The organism is Microlunatus antarcticus (assembly GCF_014193425.1).
Classification (GTDB): Bacteria; Actinomycetota; Actinomycetes; order Propionibacteriales; family Propionibacteriaceae; genus Microlunatus; species Microlunatus antarcticus.
The window spans coordinates 1,199,761-1,224,905 of the sequence record NZ_JACHZG010000001.1; the positions used below are offsets into that span (position 1 = coordinate 1,199,761).

The 25,145-nt window shown below is 73.3% G+C and carries 23 protein-coding genes; 19 read left to right on the forward strand and 4 right to left on the reverse strand.

Annotation, left to right across the window (positions count from 1 at the left end; genetic code table 11):
- Nucleotides 1-10: 10 nt before the first annotated feature.
- Both FHX39_RS20975 and FHX39_RS05520 read right to left on the reverse strand, forming a co-directional pair.
- Nucleotides 11-508, reverse strand: a complete 498-nt coding sequence (locus FHX39_RS20975; RefSeq protein ID WP_183337152.1) for a GNAT family N-acetyltransferase — start codon at nucleotides 506-508, stop codon at nucleotides 11-13.
- 2 nt (nucleotides 509-510) lie between these two features.
- Entirely contained in the window at nucleotides 511-1,287 is a 777-nt protein-coding gene (locus FHX39_RS05520) for an endonuclease/exonuclease/phosphatase family protein (RefSeq protein WP_183337153.1), read from the reverse strand.
- A 70-nt stretch (nucleotides 1,288-1,357) separates the two neighbouring features.
- Between FHX39_RS05520 and ffh the strand changes: the two genes are divergently transcribed.
- From ffh to FHX39_RS05575, 11 genes are all read left to right on the forward strand, one after another.
- Nucleotides 1,358-2,911, forward strand: a complete 1,554-nt coding sequence (ffh, locus tag FHX39_RS05525; RefSeq protein WP_183337154.1) for a signal recognition particle protein — start codon at nucleotides 1,358-1,360, stop codon at nucleotides 2,909-2,911.
- Nucleotides 2,892-3,992 (forward strand): amidohydrolase family protein, encoded by a 1,101-nt coding sequence (locus FHX39_RS05530; protein WP_183337155.1) that lies wholly within the window; start codon nucleotides 2,892-2,894, stop codon nucleotides 3,990-3,992. Before ffh ends, FHX39_RS05530 begins: the two co-directional genes overlap by 20 nt.
- Complete coding sequence (locus FHX39_RS05535; RefSeq protein ID WP_198423269.1) at nucleotides 3,985-6,585, forward strand: alpha/beta fold hydrolase; 2,601 nt, start codon at nucleotides 3,985-3,987, stop codon at nucleotides 6,583-6,585. The genes FHX39_RS05530 and FHX39_RS05535 overlap by 8 nt, the downstream gene beginning before the upstream one ends.
- Complete coding sequence (locus FHX39_RS05540) at nucleotides 6,582-7,436, forward strand: ABC transporter permease (RefSeq protein WP_183337156.1); 855 nt, start codon at nucleotides 6,582-6,584, stop codon at nucleotides 7,434-7,436. Before FHX39_RS05535 ends, FHX39_RS05540 begins: the two co-directional genes overlap by 4 nt.
- Nucleotides 7,437-7,535: 99 nt before the next feature.
- Nucleotides 7,536-9,095, forward strand: a complete 1,560-nt coding sequence (locus FHX39_RS05545; protein ID WP_183337157.1) for a sulfatase family protein — start codon at nucleotides 7,536-7,538, stop codon at nucleotides 9,093-9,095.
- Between the two features lie 207 nt (nucleotides 9,096-9,302).
- A complete protein-coding gene (gene rpsP / locus FHX39_RS05550; protein ID WP_183337158.1) occupies nucleotides 9,303-9,782 on the forward strand; it encodes a 30S ribosomal protein S16 in 480 nt (159 codons plus the stop codon).
- Nucleotides 9,782-10,039, forward strand: a complete 258-nt coding sequence (locus FHX39_RS05555) for an RNA-binding protein (RefSeq protein ID WP_183337159.1) — start codon at nucleotides 9,782-9,784, stop codon at nucleotides 10,037-10,039. Before rpsP ends, FHX39_RS05555 begins: the two co-directional genes overlap by 1 nt.
- 25 nt (nucleotides 10,040-10,064) lie before the next feature.
- Entirely contained in the window at nucleotides 10,065-10,649 is a 585-nt protein-coding gene (gene rimM / locus FHX39_RS05560) for a ribosome maturation factor RimM (RefSeq protein WP_332836680.1), read from the forward strand.
- The gene (trmD, locus tag FHX39_RS05565) at nucleotides 10,646-11,833 is read left to right on the forward strand and encodes a tRNA (guanosine(37)-N1)-methyltransferase TrmD (RefSeq protein WP_332836681.1); all 1,188 of its coding nucleotides are present in this window, start codon (nucleotides 10,646-10,648) and stop codon (nucleotides 11,831-11,833) included. The genes rimM and trmD overlap by 4 nt, the downstream gene beginning before the upstream one ends.
- Nucleotides 11,834-11,899: 66 nt before the next feature.
- Nucleotides 11,900-12,871, forward strand: a complete 972-nt coding sequence (locus tag FHX39_RS05570) for an ATP-binding cassette domain-containing protein (RefSeq protein WP_183337160.1) — start codon at nucleotides 11,900-11,902, stop codon at nucleotides 12,869-12,871.
- The gene (locus FHX39_RS05575; RefSeq protein WP_183337161.1) at nucleotides 12,868-13,704 is read left to right on the forward strand and encodes an ABC transporter permease; all 837 of its coding nucleotides are present in this window, start codon (nucleotides 12,868-12,870) and stop codon (nucleotides 13,702-13,704) included. The genes FHX39_RS05570 and FHX39_RS05575 overlap by 4 nt, the downstream gene beginning before the upstream one ends.
- Here FHX39_RS05575 and FHX39_RS05580 read toward each other — a convergent pair.
- The gene (locus tag FHX39_RS05580) at nucleotides 13,686-16,943 is read right to left on the reverse strand and encodes a BTAD domain-containing putative transcriptional regulator (RefSeq protein ID WP_183337162.1); all 3,258 of its coding nucleotides are present in this window, start codon (nucleotides 16,941-16,943) and stop codon (nucleotides 13,686-13,688) included. The two genes, FHX39_RS05575 and FHX39_RS05580, sit on opposite strands and share 19 nt — an antisense overlap.
- A gap of 99 nt (nucleotides 16,944-17,042) precedes the next feature.
- Here FHX39_RS05580 and FHX39_RS05585 point away from each other — a divergent pair, with 99 nt between their 5' ends.
- Nucleotides 17,043-18,104, forward strand: a complete 1,062-nt coding sequence (locus tag FHX39_RS05585; protein ID WP_183337163.1) for an alpha/beta hydrolase — start codon at nucleotides 17,043-17,045, stop codon at nucleotides 18,102-18,104.
- A gap of 28 nt (nucleotides 18,105-18,132) precedes the next feature.
- On the opposite strand, the gene FHX39_RS05590 is transcribed toward FHX39_RS05585, so the two are convergent.
- Complete coding sequence (locus tag FHX39_RS05590) at nucleotides 18,133-18,957, reverse strand: SGNH/GDSL hydrolase family protein (RefSeq protein ID WP_183337164.1); 825 nt, start codon at nucleotides 18,955-18,957, stop codon at nucleotides 18,133-18,135.
- 124 nt (nucleotides 18,958-19,081) lie between these two features.
- Here FHX39_RS05590 and FHX39_RS05595 point away from each other — a divergent pair, with 124 nt between their 5' ends.
- From FHX39_RS05595 to FHX39_RS05625, 7 genes are all read left to right on the forward strand, one after another.
- Nucleotides 19,082-19,792, forward strand: a complete 711-nt coding sequence (locus tag FHX39_RS05595) for a succinate dehydrogenase cytochrome b subunit (protein ID WP_183337165.1) — start codon at nucleotides 19,082-19,084, stop codon at nucleotides 19,790-19,792.
- Between the two features lie 55 nt (nucleotides 19,793-19,847).
- On the forward strand, nucleotides 19,848-21,902 hold the full coding sequence (locus tag FHX39_RS05600) for a fumarate reductase/succinate dehydrogenase flavoprotein subunit (protein ID WP_183337166.1): 2,055 nt from the start codon (nucleotides 19,848-19,850) through the stop codon (nucleotides 21,900-21,902).
- Nucleotides 21,902-22,648, forward strand: a complete 747-nt coding sequence (locus FHX39_RS05605; protein ID WP_183337167.1) for a succinate dehydrogenase/fumarate reductase iron-sulfur subunit — start codon at nucleotides 21,902-21,904, stop codon at nucleotides 22,646-22,648. Before FHX39_RS05600 ends, FHX39_RS05605 begins: the two co-directional genes overlap by 1 nt.
- Before the next feature lie 198 nt (nucleotides 22,649-22,846).
- Complete coding sequence (rplS, locus tag FHX39_RS05610; protein WP_183337168.1) at nucleotides 22,847-23,197, forward strand: 50S ribosomal protein L19; 351 nt, start codon at nucleotides 22,847-22,849, stop codon at nucleotides 23,195-23,197.
- A 42-nt stretch (nucleotides 23,198-23,239) separates the two neighbouring features.
- Entirely contained in the window at nucleotides 23,240-24,016 is a 777-nt protein-coding gene (lepB, locus tag FHX39_RS05615; protein ID WP_183337169.1) for a signal peptidase I, read from the forward strand.
- Nucleotides 24,013-24,771, forward strand: a complete 759-nt coding sequence (locus FHX39_RS05620; protein WP_198423270.1) for a ribonuclease HII — start codon at nucleotides 24,013-24,015, stop codon at nucleotides 24,769-24,771. Before lepB ends, FHX39_RS05620 begins: the two co-directional genes overlap by 4 nt.
- Complete coding sequence (locus FHX39_RS05625; RefSeq protein WP_183337170.1) at nucleotides 24,768-25,088, forward strand: DUF2469 domain-containing protein; 321 nt, start codon at nucleotides 24,768-24,770, stop codon at nucleotides 25,086-25,088. The genes FHX39_RS05620 and FHX39_RS05625 overlap by 4 nt, the downstream gene beginning before the upstream one ends.
- Nucleotides 25,089-25,145 lie beyond the last annotated feature (57 nt).

Consider the following 25,145-nt stretch of genomic DNA (forward strand, 5'->3'; position numbering starts at 1 on the left):
CCGGTAAGAATCAGCCCACCAAGCGGCGACCGAGGCAGACGATGCCCGGAGAGCCCGCCCAGTGCCCGAAGGGCGCGATGTCGACGTAGCCGCAGGCCCGGTAGAAGGCGACCGCGTCGGCCTGGACCCCGCCGGTCGACAGCACCATCACGTCCGACCCGTACGCGCCCGCCGTGCGCTCGAGCTCCGTCAGCAGGGCCCGGGCGACGCCGCGGTGGCGAGCGGCCGGGACCGTGTACATCCGCCGCAGCTCGGCCGGGTGCGCGCCGCCCAGCGCGGGCACGCCCGGCGCGGTCCGCCAGCCCCCCATCCCCGCCGGCTCGCCCTCGAGCCGCGCGAGCAGGAACGTCCCCGCCGGCGGCGTCAGCTCCTCGTCGGCGAGCGGCGCGTCGTCCGGCCCGCCGTAGATCGAGCGGTAGTAGTCCTGCACCTGCGCGGTCAGCGCCACCACGGCGGGGTCGGCGTACGCGACGCGCTCGAGCGTCAGCCCGGCGGGCTCCGGGGTCACGGTCACCGCAGACGGGACCGGTCGAGCTCCACGACCACCGCGCGGTGGTCGGACATCGGGAGCTGCACGGCCCGGGCGTCGGTCACGACCCCGACGTCCCCGTGGGCCAGGACGTGGTCGATCTGCTCGCGCGGCGAGTCGTGCGGGAACGTGTCGAACCGCGCCAGCGGCCGGAAGCGCGTGACCGCCCGGGCCGGGCGCGGCGTCATGTTGAGGTCGCCCATGAGGACGGCGGGCCCGCCCACCGAGGTCAGGGCCCGGCGCAGGGCGTAGAGCTGCAGCAGGTTCCAGCCCGGGAGGAAGGACAGGTGCGCGCTCGCCACGAGCAGCGGCCCCTCGGGCGTCTCGAGCCGGGCGATCACCGCGGCGCGCCGTTCCTCGTGGGCGAGCTCCACGCGGCGCGGGTGGCGCCTGACCCGGGGGACCGGGGTCGCGACCCGTGGCAGGTGGAGGTCGCGCCAGCCGACGAGCGGGTAACGCGAGAGCAGGGCCACCCCGTACGCGGACGCCTCCGGGTCGGGCGAGCGCGGGGCCGGCTGCCAGCGGTGGCGCGGGTCCCCGGTCATCGCCGCGACGAACCGGGTGGTGGCCGCACCCATGGCCTCGGCGGCGACGGCGGCGAGGTCGGCCCCGTGGGACCGTTCCTGACCGCGGTCGACCTCCTGGAGGGCCAGGACATCGGGGTCGAGGGCCACGACCGCCCGGGCGAAGCGGTCGAGGTCCACCTCGCCGTCGTCGGCACTCGCTCCGTGCAGGACGTTGAACGTCACCAGGCGCACGACGCCAGACTATCGACCGGCGGCGGGCGACGAGGGACGTGCGGAGGGACGCGCTGGGTAGGCTGACTCCGTGTTCGACACCCTCTCCGACCGCCTGGCCGCGACGTTCAAGAACCTGCGCGGCAAGACGCGGCTGAGCGAGGCCGACATCGACGCCACCGCGCGGGAGATCCGCGTCGCCCTGCTCGAGGCCGACGTCAACCTCGCGGTCGTCCGTGACTTCGTGGCCAAGGTGCGCGAGCGGGCCAAGGGCGCGGAGCTCACCGGCGCGCTCAACCCGTCGCAGGCGATCGTCAAGATCGTCGACGAGGAGCTCGTCGCGATCCTCGGCGGCGACACCCGCACCATCCGGTTCGCCAAGAACCCGCCGACGGTGATCATGCTCGCCGGCCTCCAGGGCGCCGGCAAGACGACCCTGGCCGGCAAGCTCGCGCTCTGGCTCAAGTCGCAGGGACGCTCGCCGCTGCTCGTCGCGGCCGACCTCCAGCGCCCGAACGCGGTCAACCAGCTCCAGGTCGTGGGGCAGCGCGCCGGGGTGCAGGTCTTCGCCCCCGAGCCGGGCAACGGCGTCGGGGACCCGGTCGCCGTGGCCAAGGCCTCGATCCTCGAGGCGCAGCGCCGCCTCTTCGACGTGGTCGTCGTCGACACCGCGGGCCGCCTCGGCATCGACGCCGACCTCATGCAGCAGGCCGCCGACATCCGCGACGCGGTCTCGCCCGACGAGGTCCTCTTCGTCGTCGACGCCATGATCGGCCAGGACGCGGTCAACACGGCCAACGCCTTCGCCGAGGGCGTCGGCTTCGACGGCGTCGTCCTCACCAAGCTCGACGGCGACGCCCGCGGCGGTGCGGCGCTGTCCATCGCGCGGGCGACCGGCAAGCCGATCATGTTCGCCTCGAACGGCGAGGCGCTCACCGAGTTCGACGTCTTCCACCCCGACCGGATGGCCAGCCGCATCCTCGGCATGGGCGACGTCCTCACCCTGATCGAGCAGGCCGAGAAGACCTTCGACGCCGAGCAGTCGGCCAAGGCGGCGGCCAAGCTCACCTCCAAGGAGGGGCGCGACTTCTCCCTCGCCGACTTCCTGCAGCAGATGCAGATGGTCCGCAAGATGGGTCCGCTGTCCAAGATCTTCGGGATGCTGCCGGGGATGGGCGAGTTCAAGGACCAGATCAACAACATCGACGAGCGCGAGGTCGACCGCCTCGAGGCGATCATCCACTCGATGACCCCGGCCGAGCGCGACGACCCCAAGATCATCGACGGGTCGCGCCGGGCACGCATCGCCAAGGGCGCGGGCGTCCAGGTCTCCGACGTGAACGGGCTGGTCAACCGCTTCTTCGAGGCGCGCAAGATGATGAGCTCGCTGGCCGGCGGCAAGATGCCCGGGATGCCGGGCCTGCCCGGCTCGGCCAAGAAGGCCCCGGCCAAGGCGGCCCCCAAGAAGAAGGGCCACAAGGTCTCCGGCAACCCGGCCAAGCGGAACGGCGCCCCGGCCGCTGCACCGGCCGTCGACGCGGGTGCCGCCTTCGGCGCTGACCCGGCGATGGACGAGAAGGCCCTGCAGGAGGCCATGCAGAACTTCCAGCTGCCCTCCAACCTGCGTGACCGTCTCGGCCGCTAGCCCCGCCACGACCGAGCGCCTGCACCTGTCCGCCGTCGTCCTCCCCGAGGGCGAGCGGCGGGAGCTGTGGGTGGTCGAGGGGCGGGTGACGTACGAGCCGGTGCGCTACGCGGTGACCGTGCCGGGGGCGTACGCCATGCCCGGCCTGGTCGACGCGCACTGCCACGTGGGCCTCGAGAGCGACGGCGCGGTCCCCGACGACGTCGCCGAGCAGCACGCACTGGCGGAACGTTCCGCGGGGGCTCTCCTCCTCCGTGACGCCGGCAGCCCGGCCGACACCCGCTGGATGGACGACCGCGAGGACCTGCCCGAGATCATCCGCGCCGGCCGGCACATCGCGCGGCCGAAGCGCTACCTGCGCAACTACGCCGACGAGGTCGAGCCGGACGCGTTGGTGACCGCGGTCGAGCGGCAGGCCGCCCGCGGGGACGGCTGGATCAAGCTGGTGGGGGACTGGATCGACCGCGAGGTCGGGGACCTGACGCCGCTGTGGCCGGTCGAGGTCGCGAGGGCCGGCATCGACCGCGCCCACGAGCTCGGCTGCCGGGTCACGGCGCACGTGTTCGGCGAGCAGGCCGTCGCCGAGCTCGTCGGGGCGGGCATCGACGGGATCGAGCACGGCACGGGGCTCGACGAGCCCACCATCGCCCTCATGGCCGAACGTCAGGTCGCGCTCGTGCCGACGATGATCCAGCTCGAGAACTTCCCGGGCTTCGCCGACGCCGCGCAGGCGAAGTTCCCCGCGTACGCCCGGCGCGTTCGCGCGCTCTACGACCGTCGGGTGGCCACGTTCGGCGCCGCGATCGACGCGGGTGTCCCGGTGTACGCGGGCACGGACGCCGGCGGCTACCTGCCGCACGGGATCGTCGGGCGCGAGATCGCCGCGATGGGCGCGTTCCTGTCGCCGGAGCAGGCGCTCGGGGCCGGGTCCTGGCGGGCCCGGGCCTGGCTGAGCCGCCCCGACGCGCTCACAGAGGGCTCCCCGGCCGACCTGGTCACCTTCGACGAGGATCCTCGCGTCGACCTCACCGTGCTCAGCACCCCCGCCGCCGTCGTCCTGCGTGGACGCCGGGTTGTCTAGACGACCGGCCGCGCTGGCGGCCGCCGCAGCCCTCGGGCTCCTGCCGCTGCTGGGTTCCGTCCCGGCGCAGGCGGCGGACGAGCGCGTGGTGGAGACCGTGCTCAGCGTCCCCGGCACGCCGGAGGAGGGCGGGCAGGCCGTCGCCCTCGACGCGACCCTGCTCACCACCGACCCCGGCGTCGCGCGCCCGGCGATCGTCCTGGCCCACGGCCTGGGCGGCACCAAGGCCGACAGCCTGCCGACCGCGCGTTCCCTGGCCCGTGACGGCTACGCGGTCCTCGTCTACACCGCCCGCGGCTTCGGCGCATCCGGCGGCCTGGTCCACCTGGACGACCCCGCGTACGAGGGGCGTGACGCGGTGGCGATGGTCGACGCCGCGGCCGCCCGGCCCGAGGTCGAGAAGGTCGGCGACGACCCCGTCGTCGGTTTCGCGGGCGCGAGCTACGGCGGCGCGGTCGCGCTCGAGGCCGCAGCGCTCGACCCGCGCATCGACGCGATCGTCCCGGCCTTCACCTACGCCGACCTGACCAGCGCGCTCGTCCCCCAGCACGCGGTGACCGGGGGCGCGGGGTCGCTGGGCGACGTCACCGCGACCGGTGGGACCGGCGTGCTCAAGGCCGCGTGGGCGGCCGCCCTGTTCACCGGGACGGCCTCGGCCGGCACCGCCACGGACCCGTCGGCGACCGGCGGCACAGCGGGGGAGCAGCCGACGCCGAGCCTGTGCGGACGGTTCGCCCCCGACGTGTGCGCCGCCTACCTCGCCTCGGCCCGCACCGGCACCCCGACCGACGCCCTGCTCGCGCTGACCCGGCGCTCCTCGCCCGACCTGGGCCGCGTCGCCGCGCCCACGCTGATGATCCAGGGCGAGGACGACACGCTCTTCGGCCTCGACCAGGCCGACCGCGTCATGCGCGGGCTGCCCGCGGCCACGCCGGCGGCGACGGCGTGGGTTCCGGGCGGGCACGACGGCGACGTCTCCGTCGATGCCCAGCTGGACCGGCTGACCGCCTGGTTCGACCGCTACCTGAAGCGCGACGCGTCGGCGCCGGCCGTCCCGGCCCTCTCGGTGACGGTGCCCGAGACGTCGCTCGTCGGCCAGGGCGACGCCGGGGACGGCACCGCGCCTCGCGTCCTCACCTCCGACACCTACCCGGGCCGGGGGAGCGCGGCCCCGGCGACCCGCACGCTCCCGCTCGACGGCGGCGAGCAGACGGTGGTGAACCCGGCCGGCGCACGCCCCGGCGCCCTCACGAACCTGCCCGGCAGCGGCGCCCTCGGAGCTGCGGCCGCCGCGGCGGGCTACCCGCTGGCCGTCCTGCCCGGGCAGGCGGCCGTGTTCACCAGTGCCCCCGTCACCCGCCCGTACGACCTGGTCGGCAGCGGCCGGGTCCAGGTGCGGGTCACGTCGTCGTCGACCGAGGCCGTGCTGTTCGCGAGCGTGTGGGACCTCGGTCCCGACGACCCGCAGACGCAGCGCCCGACGTCGACCGTCCTGCCCGGCCGGGCCGTCGCGCCCGTCCGGGTCACCGGGCTGACCCCGGGCGAGGCGACGACCGTCGAGGTCGCGCTGCCCGTCGTGTCCCACACGGTCCCGGTCGGGCACCGGCTGCAGCTGGTCCTCGCGACCACCGACAGCGCGTACGCCGGGCCCGTCGACCCCGCCACCTACCGGGTCGCGCTCGTCGCGCCCGCACTCGTGCTGCCCGACCTCGGCGGGCTCGCCGCCAGCGGGGGCAGCCGGCTCGACGTGCCGCTGCCGCTGGTCGTCGGGTTCGGTGTCGTGCTGCTCGCCGCCCTGGTCGGGCTGGTCCTGCTGCGGCGGTCGCGACGCACCGCGGTCGAGCGCCCGGACCTCGCCGACGTCCCGCTCGTCGTCGACGGACTGGTCAAGACGTACGCCGACGGCCTCCGTGCCGTCGACGGCGTCTCGTTCCGGGCCGAGCGCGGTCAGGTCGTCGGTCTGCTCGGACCGAACGGCGCGGGCAAGACGACCACCCTGCGGATGGTCGTCGGGCTGATCCGGCCCGACGAGGGCGAGGTCTGGGTGGAGGGTCGCGGCGTGCACGCGGGCGCGGACGTCCTGGCCTCCGTCGGCGCGCTGATCGAGGGTCCGGGCTTCCTGCCGCACCTGAGCGGCCGGGCCAACCTCGACGCGTACTGGGAGGCCACCGGGCGTCCCGTCGAGGAGTCGCACCTCGACGAGGTGCTCGCCATCGCCGACCTGGGCAGCGCGATCGACCGCCGCGTCCGCGGCTACAGCCAGGGGATGCGGCAGCGGCTCGGCATCGCCCAGGCGATGCTCGGCCTGCCGCCGCTGCTGCTGCTCGACGAGCCGACCAACGGGCTCGACCCGCCCCAGATCACCGCCATGCGGCAGGTGCTGGCCGACTACGCCGCGGCCGGCCGCACGGTCGTGGTCAGCTCGCACATGCTCGCCGAGGTCGAGCAGACCTGCGACCACGTCGTCGTCATGGCCCGGGGGCACGTGCTGCTGTCCGAGTCGACCGCCACCCTCACCGGGGACGGTCGACGGCGCCTCGAGGAGGCCTTCCTCGACCTGCTGGACGCCGAGAGCGCGGGAGCGACCTCATGAGCACCGTGACCACCCCGGACGCCGACGCCGCGGTGAGCCGGGGCAGCCTTCCGCTGCGGGCCGAGATCCGCCGCCAGCTGTCGCGGCGGCGCACGCTCGTCGTCTTCGCCGTGCTGGTCGCCCTGCCGCTGGTCCTGGTGGGCGCCTTCGCCCTGGGCGGGCGCGACGACGGCACGGCGCAGCGCGGGTTCGTGGACCTGGCCCAGGACAGCGGGGCCAACCTCGTCGTCTTCGCGCTGTTCGCCTCGACCGGCTTCCTGCTGGTGGTGGTCGTCGCCCTCTTCGCCGGCGACCCGGTGCCCAGCGAGGCGAGCTGGTCGAGCCTGCGCTACCTGCTCACCGCCCCCGTCCGCCGGGAACGCCTGCTGCGCCAGAAGCTGGTCGCCGCCGGCCTGTTCAGCCTCGCGGCCTTCGTCTTCCTCCCGGCCTGGGCGCTCCTCGTGGGCGGGATCGCGTACGGGTGGGGCCCGTACGTCGGGCCGACCGGCGACCAGCTCGGCTACCCGCTCCTCCTCGCGCGGCTCGGGGTGGTCGTGGTCTACCTGTTCCTCTCGCTGGCCGTGGTCGGGGCCTTCGCGTTCCTGCTCGGTACGACGACCGACGCCCCGCTCGCCGCGGTCGGCGGGGGCGTCGTGCTGTGGATCGTCTGCGCGATCCTCGACCAGATCACCGCGCTCGGCGGGCTGCGCCAGGCCCTGCCCGGGCACTTCGCCTTCGCCTGGGCCGACGCGCTCGCGCCGACGGTCGACTGGTCGGCCATGGCCCAGGGGGCGCTCTGGTCGGTCGGCTACTCGGTCGTCCTCGTGGGCGTCGCCGTGTGGAGGTTCCTGCGCCGCGACGTCACGAGCTGACCTGTCGGGTTCCTGAAGAAGGAGGTCAGGACCCCTTGCTGCTCTCCGAACGTCCCTAGCGTCCCTCTCGGTAGACCTCACCTCGCCGAAAGGGTTCCCATGTCCCAGAGCAAGCGCCGAGCACGACCGTCCGGGCCTCGTCCCCGGGCCCGCGCCGGCCTCGTCCGGCTCGTCGTCGGACTGGCCGGCCTGTCCGCCGTCGCCTCGGCGGCCGGCGCCGGGCTCGCCGTGCCCGCCCAGGCCGGGGCGACGCCCGCGCCCACCCCGTCCGTGGCGGCGCCGGCGGCACCGAAGCCGCCGAACCTCGTCTTCGTCCTCACCGACGACCTCGAGCCGAGCCTGCTGAGGTACATGCCGACCGTCCGGTCGATGCAGGAGAAGGGGGCGAGCTTCTCCGACTACACCGTCTCGGACTCGCTCTGCTGCCCGTCGCGCACGTCGATCTTCACCGGGCAGTACCCGCACACCTCCGGCGTGTTCACCAACAGCGGCGCCGACGGCGGCTACGGCGCGTTCGAGCACCACGGGCTGGCCGACCAGACGTACGCCGTCGCCCTGCAGAAGGCCGGCTACCGGACCGCGTTCATGGGCAAGTACCTGAACGGCTACGACCCCAAGGCCGGCGACGGCACCCCGGGGTCGAACGTCCCGAAGGGCTGGGACGAGTGGGACGTGGCCGGCAACGGCTACCCCGAGCTCGGCTACACGATGAACGAGAACGGCCGTGAGGTCGCGTACGGCCAGCGCCCGCAGGCCTACCTGACCGACGTCGTGTCGACGAAGGGCCAGAACTTCATCCTGAACGCCAGCGCCGCGAAGCAGCCGTTCGCGCTGGAGATCGCGACCTTCGCCCCGCACGCGCCCTACACGCCCGCGCCGCGCGACGCCAAGAAGTACAAGGGCCTGAAGGCCCCGCGCAGCAAGGCGTTCAACGAGGCCTCGATGGCCGACAAGCCCGCCTGGATCAAGGACCGTAAGAAGCTGACCAAGGCCCAGGTCACGAAGCTGGACACCGTCTACCGCAAGCGTGCCCAGTCCGTCCGCTCGGTCGACCTGATGCTCTCCCGGCTGCGCTCGACGCTCCGGGCGACCGGTCAGCTCGACAACACCTACGTCGTCTTCAGCTCCGACAACGGCTTCCACCTCGGTGAGCACCGGCTGCCGGCGGGCAAGCAGACGGCGTACAAGACCGACCTCGTCGTGCCGCTGGTGGTGACGGGGCCCGGCGTGAAGCACGCCACGATCGGTCGACCGGCGCAGAACGTCGACCTCGCCCCGACCTTCGTCGACGCCGCCGGAGCCCCGGCTCTGGCCAAGGCGGACGGGCGCTCCCTGCTCCCGCTGCTGCGCGGCGAGCGGCCGAAGAACTGGCGCGCGTACGGGCTGGTCGAGCACCACGGGCCGAACCTCGACCCGAGCGACCCCGACTACGCCGGGAAGAACGGGGCGAACCCGCCGTCCTACGAGGCCATCACCAACGACCGGTTGACCTACGTCGAGTACGGCGACGGCGAGCGCGAGTACTACGACAACGCGCGGGACCCGCAGCAGCTGGACAACCGATGGAAGGACCTCTCGGCCACCCGCAAGGCCGAGCTGAGGTCGGCCGTGCGGAACCTGAGGACCTGCTCGGGCACGAAGGAGTGCGCGACGGCCTGAGCCGGTCGGTCCGCGGATGCGCGCCTCTCGTGCCCGGTCTGGCATGATGGGGGCCGCATCCGTGCGGGTCGGCGCCCTCTCAACGCCGTCGTGCGCGGGTCCCTCGAGCCCCGGCGGTCTCGACACCCACCGTGTCGTCGGAGCTCACCCAACCTCGTGGCCGGTGCATGCGCCCGGCCGCGTACGAAAACAGGAGTATCCACACACGTGGCTGTCAAGATCCGTCTGAAGCGCCTGGGCAAGATCCGGTCGCCGCACTACCGCATCGTCGTCGCCGACTCGCGCACCAAGCGCGACGGTCGGGCGATCGAGGAGATCGGCAAGTACCACCCGAAGAACGACCCCTCGGTCATCGAGGTCGACTCGGAGCGCGCGCAGTACTGGCTCTCCGTCGGCGCGCAGCCGTCCGAGGCCGTCGTCGCGATCCTCAAGCGCACGGGTGACTGGCAGAAGTTCTCCGGCGACACCACGCCCTCCGGCGTGCAGCCGCAGAAGGAGAAGCCGAACAAGCTCGACCTCTTCAACGCCGCGCTGGCTGAGGCCGGCGACGCGCCGCGCGGGGGTGCGACCACCAAGTCCGGTCGCTCCACGCCTGACGCCGAGGTCGAGGGCACCCCGGCGGAGGCCGAGCAGGCCGCCGACGCCGGTGTCGCCGCTGCGGCGCCCGCCCCGGGCAAAGCCTTCTGATGCTGACCGAGGCGCTCGAGCACCTCGTCCGGGGGATCGTGAACAACCCGGACGACGTCGTGGTCCGGGACAAGGACCAGCGCCGCGGGCGGATGCTCGAGGTGCGGGTCAACCCCGAGGACATCGGCAAGGTGATCGGGCGCCAGGGGCGCACCGCGACCGCGCTCCGCACGGTCGTGGGCGCCCTGGCCGGGCGCGACCCGGTCCGCATCGACTTCGTCGACGTGGACCGGCCCGCCCGTCGTCCGCGGTCCTGACCGCCGACGCCCTGACGTCAGCCGCGTGACCCCGACGCCGTCCGACGACCCCGACCAGCTGGTCGAGGTCGTCGTCGGCGTCGTCGGCGGTGCCCACGGCATCCGCGGCGACGTCGCGATCGGGGTCCGCACCGACGAGCCGGAACGACGCTTCGTCCCGGGTGCGCGACTGCGCGTCGAGGGTTCCCCGCGGGTGCTGACGGTCGAGACCGCGCGTGACCACTCCGGTCGCCTGCTCGTCCGCTTCGAGGAGCTCGAGGACCGCAACGCCGCCGAGGCCGCCCGCGGCCTGGTCCTCGTGACCGACGTCCCGGCGAGCGAGCTCCCGTCGGACGAGGGCGAGTACTACGACCGCCAGCTCGTCGGACTCGAGGCCGTCACCCCTGACGGCCGCCCTGTCGGTCGGGTGCTCGCCGTGCTGCACCCGGCGGGGCAGGACCTCCTCGAGATCAGCACCGGGACCGGCCCACGGCTGATCCCCTTCGTCGAGGCGCTCGTGCCCGAGGTCGACCTCGTGAACGGTCGCCTGGTCGTGGCCGACGTGCCCGGCCTGCTGAGCGACACCGAGGACGACCTCGACGAGCCCGACGCGCCCGACTTGGCTCCGTGACGGCGCTGCTCCGGGCCGACGTCGTCTCGATCTTCCCCGACTACCTCGCTCCGCTCCGCCTGTCCCTGATCGGCAAGGCGATCGACACCGGCCTGGTCGAGCTGGGCGTGCACGACCTGCGCACCTGGACCCACGACCGGCACCGGACCGTCGACGACACCCCGTACGGCGGTGGCGCCGGCATGGTGATGAAGCCCGAGCCGTGGGGCGCGGCGCTCGACGCGATCGTTCCCGCCGGGTCGGCCACCACGCCCCGGCTCGTCGTCCCCACGCCCTCGGGTCGCCGCTTCACCCAGGCCGTCGCCGCCGAGCTCGCCGCCGAGCAGCACCTCGTCTTCGCCTGCGGCCGCTACGAGGGCATCGACTCCCGCGTCATGGCCGACGCCGCCACCCGGATGCGGGTCGACGAGATCAGCATCGGCGACTACGTCCTCAACGGCGGCGAGGCGGCCGTGCTCGTGATGCTGGAGGCCGTCGTCCGGCTGGTCCCCGGGGTGATCGGCAACCCGGAGTCGCTGACCGAGGAGTCGCACGCGGCGGAGCACGACGGGCTCCTCGAGGGCCCCGTCTACACCAAGCCCACCTCCTGGCGCGGCCTCGACGTGCCGCCCGTGCTGCTGTCCGGCAACCACGGCGCGATCGCCGCCTGGCGTCGCGACCAGGCCCTGGAACGCACCCGACGGGTCCGCCCCGATCTCGCCCCGAGCCCGCTCGACGGCGTGGAGGGGGTCGTGGTCGGCGTGGCGACGCCGGCCGACGCGGGGGAGCTGCTCACGCTGCAGCGGGCCGCGTTCCTGGCGGAGGGCCAGCTCAACAGGGTGCTGACGATCCCTCCGCTCACCGAGACCCTTGACGAGCTGGCCGCGTCCCTGCTGACCTCGGCCACCGTGCTCGTCGCCCGGTCGGGGAGCCGGATCGTCGGAGCGGTCCGTGGGACTCTGCTCGACGACGGCACCTGGTGGATCGGCCGGCTGATGGTGGCGCCCGACCAGCAGCGCCGCGGCCTCGGCTCGGCCCTGCTGCGCCAGATCCTCGACGCCGGCCCGCCCGGTGCCCCCGCGGGTCTGCTCACCGGCGTCGCCAGCCGCAAGAACGTCGCCCGCTACCGCCGCTTCGGCTTCCGGGTCGTCGAGCAGGGCATCGACGAGGTCGGCGTCCCCGTGGTGACCCTCCGCAAGGGCTGACCGCAGCCTCGCGCCGTGCCAGCGCCGTGTGCGCGCCGTGTCAGGCACCACGCGCACGCTGGCAGCATGAACGCGATCGAAGCATCCGGGCTGCGCAAGCGGTTCGGCACCACCCAGGCCCTCGACGGCGTCGACCTCGTCGCGCCGGAGGGCACCGTCCTCGGCGTCCTCGGCCCGAACGGGGCCGGCAAGACCACCGCCGTACGCGTGCTCGCCACGCTGCTGCGACCCGACAGCGGCTCCGCGCGGGTCGCCGGCCACGACGTCACGACCGCGGCCGGCCGGGTCCGGGCCAGCATCGGGCTGACCGGGCAGTACGCCTCCGTCGACGAGGACCTGACCGGCACCCAGAACCTCGTCATGATCGGCGAGCTCCTCGACCTGCGCCCGCGCGAGGCCCGCGCCCGGGCTCGTGAGCTGCTGGCCTGGTTCGACCTCACCGATGCGGCCGGCAAGCGGGCCAAGCAGTACTCGGGCGGCATGCGCCGCCGGCTCGACCTCGCGGCCAGCCTGGTCGGGCGTCCCGCCGTGATCTTCCTCGACGAGCCCACCACCGGGCTCGACCCGGCCAAGCGCGAGGAGATGTGGGACGTCATCCGCACCCTCGTCACGCAGGGCTCGACGGTCCTGCTGACCACGCAGTACCTCGAGGAGGCGGACGCGCTGGCCGACTCCATCACCGTCATCGACCACGGCCGCGTGATCGCCGACGACACCCCCGACGGGCTCAAGCGGATCCTCGGCGGCTTCCGCCTCGCCGTGCGGCCCACCGACCCGGCGCGGCTGGGTGACGTGGCCGCGATCCTCGGCGGCCTGGCGGGTGCGGAGCCCGAGGCCACCGGCCGCCACCGGCTGACCGTGCCCGTGGTCGGCGAGGCGGTGCTGCCGCTGGCCGTCGAACGGTTCGCCGCCGCCGGCATCGGCATCACCGAGCTCTCCCTGCACCTGCCGAGCCTCGACGAGGTCTTCCTCTCCCTGACCGGACGCCCGGTCGACGACACCAGCACCGGCTCCGAGTCCCAGGAGGACGCAGCATGACCGCCACCCCGACCCTCACGCGCAGCTCACCCTCGGCCGACGCCGAGCTGCCCGCGGAACCACGGGGCGGCGTCGCCCGCTACGTCCGGCACGCCGTGGTCCTCGCGCGCCGCAGCCTGATCAAGACCTGGCGGACGCCCGAGGCCCTGATCGACGTCACCGTCCAGCCGATCATCTTCCTCGCGCTGTTCACCTTCATCTTCGGCGGCGCGATCGCGGGCGGCGACCGCGGGGCGTACCTGCAGTTCCTCCTGCCGGGGATCCTCGGCCAGTCCATCGCCCTCGCCGGCATCGCGCTCGGGACCAACCTCAACACCGACATCGAGAAGGGCGTCTTCGACCGGTTCCGCTCGTTGCCGATCGGCCGCTCGATCCCCCTGGTCGGCGCGGTCCTCGCCGACCTGGCCCGCTACGTCGTGCTCTGCGCGATCACGCTGGGGACGGGGACCCTGATGGGCTTCCGCGTCCAGACCGACGGGCTGCACGCGCTGGCGGCGATGCTGCTCGCGATCGCCTTCGCGCTGTGCTTCTGCTGGATCTCGGTCTTCGTCGGGATGATCGCCCGGACGTCGGGCGCGGTGCAGGGGATCGGCTTCCTGCTGGTGCTGCCGCTGAGCTTCGGCAGCAACACCTTCGTCGCCACCGAGACCATGCCGGGCTGGCTGCAGGCCTTCGTGCACGTCAACCCGATCTCGCACCTGGTGTCGACGATGCGCGCGCTGATGACCGGCGGCCCGTACGCGCACGACCTCGTCTGGACGCTGGGCTGGATGGCCCTGCTCCTGGTCGTCTTCGTCCCGCTCGCCCTGCGTGCCTACGCCCGGCGGGCCTGAGGGTCCAGCCGCGCCACCGCCGCCGCGCTCCCGAGGGTCCAGCCCGCGGCGTACGCGGGGTCGAAGGCGTCGCCGAGCCGGTCGCGCAGCGCCGTCGTGAGGCGGAGGACCGTCGGTTCTGTCGGGTCGTCGGCGCCCCGTACCCGGGCGGCGGCGCCGAGGACGGTGGCCGCCTCGACCGGCTCGGCGCGGGCCAGCGCCAGGGCGGCGACCGCCACCCCGACCGTGGCCATGATCGGCATGTCGTGGGTTCCGAGCGCCGTCGGGTACGCGCTGGCGAGGTCGGCGGCCGCGCGGGTCGGGTCACCGGCGAGCGCCTCGACGGTCGCCGTCGTCCCGAGGCAGATCGAGCTCAGGTGCCCGTCCAGCGGTGCGGTGAGCGGCCGCTCCGCCAGGCGCTGCCGGAGGCGACCTGCGCCCGCCAGCGCCGCGTCGGCCCGCCCGGCCTGCAGGTCGAGGCCGACCAGGACCGCCTCGGCGACGAGCTCGCGCTCCACCGTCATCCGCGGGGAGCCCGGGTCCGCGACGAAGTCGGTCACGGTCGCCCGAGCCCGGTCGACCTGACCCTGCCGGGCCTGCAGGTCGGCCAGCCGGATCCGCAGGTAGAGGTCGTCCTCGGCCGACCCGAGCGCCACGATGTGGCGCAGCGCCTCCGCGTACGCCGCCTCGGCCGCGTCGAGGTCGGAGTCGAAGACGGCGAGCGCGGCGAGGACGAGCAACGACGACGACAGGCCCCAGCGGTCGCCCAGCACCCGGAAGCCGTCGTACGCGGCGACCGCCGCCCGCCGCATCCCGTCGACGTCGCCGGAGTTCTCCGCGATGCTCGCGACGGTGCTCTGGATCGCGGCCCGCACCCAGGGGTCGGGGTCGTCCTCGGCCTCCGCGACGAAACGCTCGACCAGGTCGGGCCGGGCGGCGAAGGACGCGACCGTGGCCCGCAGCACCGCGAGGCCGGGGAAGGGTGCCGGCACACCGACGAGCCGGTCGGCCAACCGCCCGAGCAGCGTCCGCGCCTCCGTCCAGCCGCCGAGGGCGAAGTTCTGCGCCCCGAAGGCCTCGGACACGGCCAGCCCGGCCTCGGCGTAGGCGATCTCGGGCGGCGCCGACCGCCCAGGCCCCCTGCTCGCCTCCACCACGGCACGCAGCCACGTGGTGGCCTCGTCGCCACCGTCCACCAGGGTCCAGTACCAGACGAGGGCGAGGCACATCCGCTGCGCGGCCGCGGCCTCGCCGGCGTCGACGAGGTAGCGCAGCGCGGCGGCGACGTTCTCGCGCTCGCGCCCCAGCCGGTCCAGCGCACCCAGCTGGTCCGGCCCCCGCAGCACCGGCTCCGGCCGCTCGACCAGGGCGGTGAAGTACGCGGCGTGCGTGGCGCGCGCCCGGTCCAGCTCGCCGTGGCCCAGGAGCTGCTCCGTCCCGTACTCGCGCAGCGTCTCCAGCATCGTCAGCCGCAACCGGCCGTCCGCCTCGGTCGCCCGCAGCAGGGACTTCTCGACCAGCGCGAGCAGCAGCGCGTCGACCTCGTCGGCGGGCAGGCGGTCGTCGGCGCAGACCGCGACCGCCGTCTCCACGTCGGTGCCGGCGGGGAAGACCGCCAGCCGCTCGGCCAGCAGCCGCTCGGCGGGGGAGAGCAGGTCCCAGCTCCACCCCACGACGGCACGGAGGGTCCGGTGGCGCGGGAGCCCGGCGCGGCTGCCGCCGGTGAGCAGCCGGAAACGGTCGGACAGCCGCTGCGCGACGTCGGCGACGGGCAGCACCCCGAGCCGCGCCGCGGCCAGCTCGATGGCCAGCGGCAGGCCGTCCAGGCGGCGCACGATCTCGACGACCGGACCCAGGGTCTGCGCGTCGAGCACGAAGCCGGGCGCCACGGCGGCGGCCCGGTCGAGCCAGAGGCGCACGGCCGGGTGGGCGGCTGCGGTCCCGAGGTCCACGTCCACGGGCGGCAGGGGGAGCGGCGCGAGCGGGACGAGGACCTCGCCGTCGACGGTCAGCGCCATCCGGCTGGTCACGAGCACCCGCAGGTCGCCGACGTCGCGCAGGACCCGGTCGACCAGCTCGGCCGCAGCGTCGACCAGGTGCTCGCAGTTGTCGACCACGAGCAGGCAGCGGCGCTCGCGCAGGGCGTTGACGAGCCGCTCGGTCGCGTCCTGCGGCGCCCGGTCGGCGCGGTCGGTCACCCGGGCGTCGCGCAACCCGAGGGCGGCGAGCGCCGCGTCGGCCACGCCGGCGGGCTCGGTGACCGGCGCCAGCTCGACCAGCCACGCCGAGCCGTCCGCGGAGCCGAGCCACCGCGCCGCCGCCTCCACCGCGAGCCGGGTCTTGCCCGCGCCGCCCGACCCGACGACCGTGACGAGCCGCGACGTGTCCAGGGCGCCCAGCACCCGGTCGAGGTCGTCCTCGCGCCCGACGAAGCTGGTGCGCGGGCCGGGCAGGTTGCTCCGGGGCGCGGCCGGCCGCGCGGCGGCGACCTCGGGGCCCGCCGGCACCTCGCCGCGCAGCAGCCGCAGGTGCAGCGCGGCCAGCTCGCGCCCGGGGTCGGTGCCGAGCTCCTCGGCGAGCACCCGGCGCGCGTCCTCGTACGCCGCCAGCGCCTCCGCCGACCGTCCGGTCGCGGCGAGCGCGCGCATGAGGAGCAGCCGGAGACGTTCGTCGAGGGGGTGCGCGGCCACCAGCTCGACCAGGTCGTCGACGACGGCCGCCGGGTCTCCGGACGCCAGGGCGCAGGCGGCGCGACCCCGGGCGGCGGCGAGGCGGAGGGCGTCCCAGCGGGCGACGTGGGCGGCGGCGTACGCGGCGGGCCCGGCGTCGACCAGCGGCTCTCCACGTCCCAGGGCGAGGGCCTCGGCGTACGCCCGTGCCGCGGGTCCGAGCTCTCCGGCGGCCTGCGCGGCGTCGCCCCGGACGACCGCGGTCCGCAGCCGGTCCGTGTCGACGTCGCTCGCCGCCAGCACCAGCCGGTAGCCCGACGGCTCCTGCACGACCGGGGCGGCGTCCCCGAGCGCGCGCCGCAGCCGCGAGACGAGCGACTGCAGCGCGTTGGTGGGCTCGGCCGGCGGTCCGTCCGGCCAGACCGCGTCGACGAGCTCGTCGTGGCTGACCCGGCGGCCCGCGTCGACCGCGAGCCGGCACAGCAGCGCCCGCAGCCGTACGCCCGCCGGCGTCACGTCGACCCCGTCGCGGAGCACCAGCAGGGGCCCGAGCAGGCCGACGCGGACCCGGCCGCCCGCCTCGTCGCTCACCGGCTGCTCACGGAGCCACGCTAGCCGCCGGAACTCGCCGCCCACGCCCGTAGTTCATGGCGTGGGGCTCGCGTCGTCGCGGGCCAGAAGGAGCTCAAGGTGAGCCTCACGGGCCTGCCGCTGCTGCTGCTCGTCGGCGCAGCCACCCTCGTCGCCCCGGTCGTCACCGGGCTCGTCTGGCGCACGGGGAGGCACCGACGGCTCGGGGTCCTGGGCCGCGTCGCCGCCGTCCTCGGCTGCCAGGCCCTCGCCGTCTCCACCACGTTCCTGGCCGTCAACCGCGACTTCGTCTTCTACTCCTCGTGGGGCGACCTGCTCGGGACGTCCGCCCCCACCCCGGCGATCGAGACCCAGAACCTCGTCCGGCCCGGTCAGGGCACCGTCGACGTGGTGCAGGTGCACGGCCCCGCGTCCGGGGTCGACGCCCCCGTCCTCGTCTGGCGCCCGCCGCAGTACGACCAGCCGGCGTACGCGCACACGAAGTTCCCCGTGCTGATGGTCCTGCCCGGCCAGCCCTCGAGCCCGGCGGTGATGTTCGCGCACTTCGGCTTCGGGGCGGCCGCCACGGCGGCCATCGACGCGCACCTGGTCAAGCCGTTCGTCGCGGTGTTCCCGCCGCTCATGACCAACCCGCCCCGCGACACCGAGTGCACCGACGTGCCCGGCGGGCCGAAGGCGGAGACGTGGCTGTCGCACGACGTCCGCGACGCGGTGCTGCAGCACGCCCGCGTCGACACGTCGGCCTCGTCCTGGAGCGTCGCCGGCTACAGCACCGGCGCCTTCTGCGCGGTCAAGCTGGTGCTCGCCCACCCGAAGCTCTTCACCGACGCGGCCGGCTTCGGGGGCTACTACCAGCCGATCACCGACCACACGACCGGCAACCTGTTCGGCGGCTCCCGGATCCGCTACGACGAGAACTCCCCGCTCTGGCTCTACGGGCGGACCGGGCTCGCCTCGGACCACCGGCTGCTGCTGATCACCAGCCAGGGAGACCCGGACAGCTACGGCGAGACCGAGAAGATGCTGGCCGCCACGCGGGGCGACCCCGGCGTCTCCTCGCTGGTGTTCAGCACCGGCGGCCACAACTACCGCAACTACGCCGGCTCGGTCCCCGCCGTGCTGCGCTGGCTCGGCCAGGGTCAGGCGGCCTTCGCCCCGTGAGGCGAGCGGCTCCAGCCACGTCGAAGGTTCAGGACCCCGTGTAGGCGGCCAGCACCGTACGGCTGATCAGCGCGGTGCCGGCGCGGTCCGGGTGGTCGCCGTCCGCCGCGAGCAGGCGGGTCGGGTCGGCGCTGCCGTCGCCCTTGAAGGGGGCGTAGAGGTCGACCAGGGTCGCGGCGTGCGCGTCGGCGACCTGGGTGATGGCGGCGTTCGCCCGCCGCGTCACGGTGTCGCTCCAGGTGAGGTAGCCCGCCCGCTCGGCCCGACGGGCGACGTCGCCGTCGGTGAAGACGTTCCAGTAGGTGGTGACCAGGACCCGGGCCCGCCCGGCCGTCAGCGTGGCGACGCGGTCGAGCACGCGTCCCAGGTCCGACCGCATCTGCGTCACCTCCGGGTCGTAGCAGGCCGGGCCGCACGAGCCCGAGCGCCAGGCGGACAGGGCGGGGGAGAGGTCGTTGGCGCCCATGGTCACGACGACGACGTCGGCGTCCGCGACGTCGGCCTGCAGGTGCCGGTCGTCCGCGTCGTGGCCGGTCAGCTCGTCGGCGAGGCCGTCGCTGGTGGAGCCGCTCTCGCCGTCGTCGGTGGTGTGGACCTTCGCGCCGCTCCGCGAGGCCAGGAGGTGGCCGAAGCCCGTGACGTAGTCGTCGCAGGCGCAGTGCTCGCCGGACGTGACCGAGTCGCCGAGCCCGACGACGTGCAGCGTCGTCGGGGGCGAGGACGGGCGCGACGGGCTCGGCGACACCGGGGGCGAGCCCGTGGGGGAGGGGTTCGACGTCGGCGGCACCGTTCCGCAGGCCGCGGTGAGCAGGACGGCGGTGACCACCGCGCGACCGGTCCAGGAGGTGCGCACCACCGGAGGCTAGGCAGCCGACCTGTGTGGCAGACCCGGATGCGGACGCCGACGTGATCAATGACACCAGTGCCTCGACTGGCCTTATTCGTGCCTCCGGAGGGCCTCGCTCTATCGTTGCGGGGTGGCAACAACGACCCTGACCACGTCGCAGCGCGCGGCGCGGTCCACCGTCGCGCTCAAGGCCCTCATGGCCGTGAGCGGGATCGTCCTCATCGGCTACCTGCTGGCGCACATGTACGGGAACCTGAAGGTGTTCGCCGGCCAGGCGGCCTTCGACGAGTACGCGCACCACCTGCGCACGATCGGCGACCCGATCCTGCCGCACACCGGTCTGCTCTGGATCATCCGCGTGGTCCTGCTCGCCGCCGTCGTGGCGCACGCGTACGCCGCGGTCAAGCTCTGGCGTCGGAACCACCGGGGTCGAGGTGGCGCCAAGCGCTACCACTCGGCCAAGGCGGCACGTGGCGTGCAGCGTTCGTACAGCTCCTTCACCCTGCGCTGGGGCGGCATCATCATCGCCCTCTTCGTGGTCTTCCACCTGCTGAACTTCACCTGGCAGGTGATCACCCCGGGCGGGGCCTCGGCCAGCCCGTACGAGCGTGTCGTCAACGGCTTCAGCGTCTGGTGGTTGGTCGCGGCCTACACCGTCGCGATGCTGGCGGTCGGGTTCCACCTGCGCCACGGCACCTGGAGCGCGCTGACCACGCTCGGGCTCAACACCTCGACCGTGGCCCGGCACCGGCTCAACCTGATCGCGTACGCCGTCGCCGGCGTCGTGACGGTCGGGTTCCTGCTGCCCCCCTTCTCGATCCTGTTCGGGCTCGTCCGATGACGTCCCCGTGCCCCCTGCCCATGACGAGAGCGACCCCGAGCGAAGGAGTGACGCGATGAGCGACCAGGGCGAGGAGAAGCACGGCCTGCGCGACCGGGTCGTCGGCACGTGGCGGCACGCGGTCGACTCGGCCAAGGACTCGGTCGGTGACCTGATCAACTCGGTCGACGCAGACCTCGTCTACGACCAGGGCGACGACATCGCCGACACCAAGGCGCCGAAGGTCGACATCGCGCAGCGGTGGGACGAGCGCAAGTTCAGCGCCAAGCTGGTCAACCCGGCCAACCGCCGCAAGCTCAGCGTGATCATCGTCGGCACCGGCCTGGCCGGCGCCTCGGCCGCCGCGACGCTCGGCGAGGCCGGCTACAACGTCACGAGCTTCTGCTACCAGGACAGCCCCCGCCGGGCGCACTCCATCGCCGCCCAGGGCGGCATCAACGCCGCGAAGAACTACCGCAACGACGGCGACTCGACCTACCGGCTGTTCTACGACACGGTCAAGGGCGGGGACTTCCGCTCGCGGGAGTCGAACGTCTACCGCCTCGCCCAGGTCAGCACCAACATCATCGACCAGTGCGTCGCGCAGGGTGTGCCCTTCGCCCGCGAGTACGGCGGCCTGCTCGACAACCGCTCGTTCGGCGGCGTGCAGGTGTCGCGCACCTTCTACGCGCGCGGCCAGACCGGGCAGCAGCTGCTGCTGGGGGCGTACCAGGCGCTGGAGCGCCAGATCGCCGCCGGCACGGTCAAGATGCACACCCGGCACGAGATGCTCGAGCTGGTCGTCGTCGACGGCAAGGCCCGCGGGATCGTCGTGCGGAACATGGTCACCGGCGAGATCGACACGCACATGGCCGACGCCGTGGTGCTCGCGAGCGGCGGCTACGGCAACGTCTTCTACCTCTCGACGAACGCCATGGGCTGCAACGTCACGGCCACCTGGCGGGCCCACCGCAAGGGCGCGTACTTCGCCAACCCCTGCTACACCCAGATCCACCCGACCTGCATCCCGGTGAGCGGGGACTACCAGTCCAAGCTCACGCTGATGAGCGAGTCGCTGCGCAACGACGGCCGCATCTGGGTCCCCAAGTCCGGCGAGGACAAGCGTGACCCGCGCGAGATCCCCGAGGACGAGCGCGACTACTACCTGGAGCGCATCTACCCGGCGTTCGGCAACCTGGTGCCGCGCGACATCGCGTCCCGGGCCGCCAAGAACGTCTGCGACGAGGGTCGCGGTGTCGGTCCCGGCGGGCTCGGGGTCTACCTCGACTTCGCCGACGCGATCGACCGGCTCGGGCAGAAGAGCGTCGAGGCCAAGTACGGCAACCTCTTCGACATGTACGCCCAGATCACGGGCGAGAACCCGTACGAGACGCCGATGCGGATCTACCCCGCCGTGCACTACACGATGGGCGGGCTGTGGGTCGACTACGACCTGCAGAGCTCGATCCCGGGCCTGTTCGTGACCGGCGAGGCGAACTTCTCCGACCACGGTGCCAACCGGCTCGGCGCCAGCGCGCTGATGCAGGGTCTCGCCGACGGCTACTTCGTCCTGCCGAACACGATCAACGACTACCTGGCCGCCGGTCCGTTCCCGAAGGTCGAGGCCTCCCACCCGGCCGTGGCCGAGGCCGTGGGTTCGGTCAAGGGCCGGATCGACAAGCTGCTGTCGATCAAGGGCAGCCGGACCGTTGACTCCTTCCACAAGGAGCTCGGCCACATCATGTGGGACTACTGCGGCATGGAGCGGAGCGAGGAGGGCCTGCGCAAGGCCATCTCGCGGATCCGCGAGCTGAAGACCGAGTTCTGGTCCGACGTCCGCATCCTCGGCACGGGAGAGGGTCTCAACCAGGCCCTCGAGCGCGCCGGCCGGGTCGCCGACTTCATCGAGCTGGGCGAGCTCATGTGCATCGATGCCCTCCACCGCCGCGAATCATGTGGTGGGCACTTCCGCGCCGAGTCCCAGACCGAGGACGGCGAGGCCCTGCGCCACGACGACGAGTACGCCTACGTCGCCGCGTGGGAGTTCGGCGGGGAGGGCGAACGCCCGGTCCTGCACAAGGAACCACTGGTCTACGAGTACGTCGAGCTGAAGTCGAGGTCTTACAAGTAGTGAACATCACCGTGAAGGTCTGGCGCCAGGACGGGCCCGAGGCCGAGGGCCGCATGGTCCCGTACGAGGTCGAAGACGTCTCCGAGCACATGAGCTTCCTCGAGATGCTCGACGTGCTGAACGAGCGGTTGACGATGCGCGGCGAGGAGCCGATCACCTTCGACCACGACTGCCGCGAGGGCATCTGCGGCAGCTGCGACCTGGTCATCGACGGCGTGCCGCACGGCCCGCAGCAGACGACCACGTGCCAGCTGCACATGCGCAGCTTCAACGACGGCGACACGATCGACGTGGAGCCGTTCCGGGCCGGGCCGTTCCCGATCATCAAGGACCTGATGGTCGACCGGAGCGCGCTCGACCGGATCATCCAGGCCGGCGGCTTCATCTCGGCCCCGACCGGCACCGCCCCCGACGCCCACGCGGCGCCGGTGGCCAAGAACGACGCCGACCACGCCTTCGACGCGGCGACCTGCATCGGCTGCGGCGCCTGCGTCGCGGTGTGCCCGAACGGGTCGTCGATGCTGTTCACGTCGGCCAAGGTCACCCACCTCGGGCTGCTCCCGCAGGGTCAGCCGGAGCGCAAGAGCCGCGTCGTGAACATGCTCAACCAGCAGGACGCCGAGGGCTTCGGCGGCTGCACGAACATCGGCGACTGCACGGCGGTCTGCCCCAAGGGCATCCCGTTCGAGACGATCAGCCGCCTCAACCGCGACCTGCTCGGCTCGCTCGCCCGCGGCGGCGACTGAGTCCTCACCGGCTCTGCAGCAGCAGGAGGCCCAGCCCGCACGTGGATGCGGCTGGGCCTCCTGCGTTGTGGCAGACTTGCTCGCTGTTGCCCCCGTCCCGCCCACCTGCCACAGGGGGAGCGAGGCGGAACGACCGGGCTTCCCTCATCCGAGCACGACACGAGCATGGTGACCTGTGGCACCGGCGAGGAACACATCATGAGCAGACTGATCGACGAGCTGGACCGCGCCTCGCTGCGCGACGACGTCCCCACCTTCCGCCCCGGCGACTCCGTCAAGGTGCACGTGAAGGTCGTGGAGGGCAACCGCTCCCGCATCCAGGTCTTCGCGGGCATCGTCATCTCCCGCGCGGGTGACGGCCTGCGCGAGTCGTTCACGGTCCGCAAGGTCAGCTTCGGCGTCGGCGTCGAGCGCACGTTCCCGGTGCACTCCCCGATCATCGACAAGATCGAGATCGACCGTCGCGGCGACGTGCGGCGCGCCAAGCTCTACTACCTCCGCGGTCTGCGCGGCAAGGCTGCCAAGATCAAGGAGAAGCGCGACCGCTGACGCCCGGCCGGGCACACTGATGGGCGTGACCGAACGGGAGCCATGGCGAGCGAAGAGCTGACGGTGGAGCGACCGGTCGGACGGCGGCCGAACGCGGGACTGGCGTTCCTGCGGGAGCTGGTGTTCGTCGTCGTCGGCGCGATCATCGTCAGCTCGCTGCTGCGGGCGTTCGTCGGGCAGATGTTCATCATCCCGTCCCAGTCGATGGAGAGCACGCTGCTCGTCGGCGACCGGGTCGTGGTGCAGAAGATCACCGACTTCCACCGCGGCGACGTCGTCGTGTTCAAGGACCCGGCCGACTGGCTGGGCGACGAGCCGACCGAGGACCCGACCTTCGGGGACCGGGTCCTCGAGTTCATCGGGGTGCCGACGGCGAGCTCTCCGGGCCACCTCATCAAGCGCGTGATCGGGATGCCCGGCGACACGGTCGTCTGCTGCGACGACAGCGGCCGGCTCACCGTGAACGGCACGGCGCTGGACGAGACCTCGTACCTCTACACGAGCCCGTCGGGGGAGCAGGTCGCCCCGTCGGACGTCGAGTTCACCGTGGTCGTCCCGCGCGACCACATCTTCGTGATGGGTGACCACCGCGACCTCAGCGCCGACTCGCGCTGCCACCTCTCGGACGTCTCGACCCAGGGGCGCGGGCAGACCGCCTTCGTCCCGGTCTCCGACGTGGTGGGACCGGCCTTCGCCATCGCGTCCCCCTTCGACCGGGCCAAGCGGCTGCGGATGCCGGCGACGTTCGCCGACGTTCCGGCGCCGACGAAGGCCGCACCCGAACGGGGCGAGATCAAGCCTGCCGGCGTGAGCTGTTGAGCACGACGGTCCCCACGGCCCCGGAGGTCCCGGCTCCGGGGAGCATCCGGTTGCGCCGGGACAGCGGGCTGTACGGCTACGAGCGCGCGCTGCACCGGGCCGGGCTCGACCCGGTCGCCGGTGCCGACGAGGCCGGGCGTGGTGCCTGCGCGGGCCCCCTGGTGGCGGGCGCGGTCATCCTCGGCGAGTCGAAGGCGCGCCGCATCGAGGGTCTGCGCGACTCCAAGCTGCTGACCCCGCTCGCCCGGGATCGCCTCTACGACGAGATCACCCGCAAGGCGCTTTCCTGGTCGGTGGTCGCCGTGCCGCCCGAGGAGTGCGACCGGCTCGGCATGCACGTCGCCAACCTGGCCGCGCTGCGGCGCGCGCTGCTGCGCCTCGACCTGCCGCCCACCTACGTGCTCACCGACGGCTTCAGCGTGGACGGGCTCGGCGTCCCGGGCCTGGCCGTCTGGAAGGGCGATCGGGTGGCGGCCTGCGTCGCCGCCGCCTCGATCGTCGCCAAGGTCACGCGGGACCGCATCATGGCCGCCGAGCACCTCGTCTACCCGGAGTACGCGTTCGACGTCCACAAGGGCTACTGCACCCCGCTGCACCAGGAGCGGCTCGACGCGTACGGGCCGTCGCCCACGCACCGACGCCGGTTCGTCAACGTGCGTCGGGCCACTAAGGTCGTCGGAGCCGGGGCGCCGGAGCATGGTGGGGCGCACGAGCAGGACGAGCACGTCGAGCAGGGAGAAGTCAGGGCGTCATGAGCGCGGAAGACCTCGAGCAGTACGAGAGCGAGCTGGAGCTCCAGCTCTACCGCGAGTACAAGGACGTCGTCGGCATCTTCACCTACGCCGTGGAGACCGAGCGGCGCTTCTACCTCTGCAACGCCGTCGACCTCAAGGTCCGCACCGAGGGCGGCGACGTCTACTACGAGGTCTCCATGGGCGACGCCTGGGTGTGGGACATGTACCGCCCGGCCCGCTTCGTCAAGAGCGCCAAGGTCCTGACGTTCCGCGACGTCTCCATCGAGGAGATCGCCCACTCCGACCTCCAGGTCCCCAAGAGCGTCACCGAGGGCTGACGCCCGCCCCTGGTTTCTATCGCGTTTCACGGGTCCCGCGCGTCACTGATTTTTCAC

Bases quoted from the DNA above. Each gene is read 5' to 3' on its own strand.
- FHX39_RS05625 (WP_183337170.1), top strand. From the start codon at position 24,768: ATGAGCGCGGAAGACCTCGAGCAGTACGAGAGCGAGCTGGAGCTCCAG.
- FHX39_RS05540 (WP_183337156.1), top strand. From the start codon at position 6,582: ATGAGCACCGTGACCACCCCGGACGCCGACGCCGCGGTGAGCCGGGGC.
- FHX39_RS05575 (WP_183337161.1), top strand. From the start codon at position 12,868: ATGACCGCCACCCCGACCCTCACGCGCAGCTCACCCTCGGCCGACGCC.
- FHX39_RS05600 (WP_183337166.1), top strand. From the start codon at position 19,848: ATGAGCGACCAGGGCGAGGAGAAGCACGGCCTGCGCGACCGGGTCGTC.
- FHX39_RS05570 (WP_183337160.1), top strand. From the start codon at position 11,900: ATGAACGCGATCGAAGCATCCGGGCTGCGCAAGCGGTTCGGCACCACC.
- rplS (WP_183337168.1), top strand. From the start codon at position 22,847: ATGAGCAGACTGATCGACGAGCTGGACCGCGCCTCGCTGCGCGACGAC.
- FHX39_RS05545 (WP_183337157.1), top strand. From the start codon at position 7,536: ATGTCCCAGAGCAAGCGCCGAGCACGACCGTCCGGGCCTCGTCCCCGG.
- lepB (WP_183337169.1), top strand. From the start codon at position 23,240: ATGGCGAGCGAAGAGCTGACGGTGGAGCGACCGGTCGGACGGCGGCCG.
- FHX39_RS05555 (WP_183337159.1), top strand. From the start codon at position 9,782: ATGCTGACCGAGGCGCTCGAGCACCTCGTCCGGGGGATCGTGAACAAC.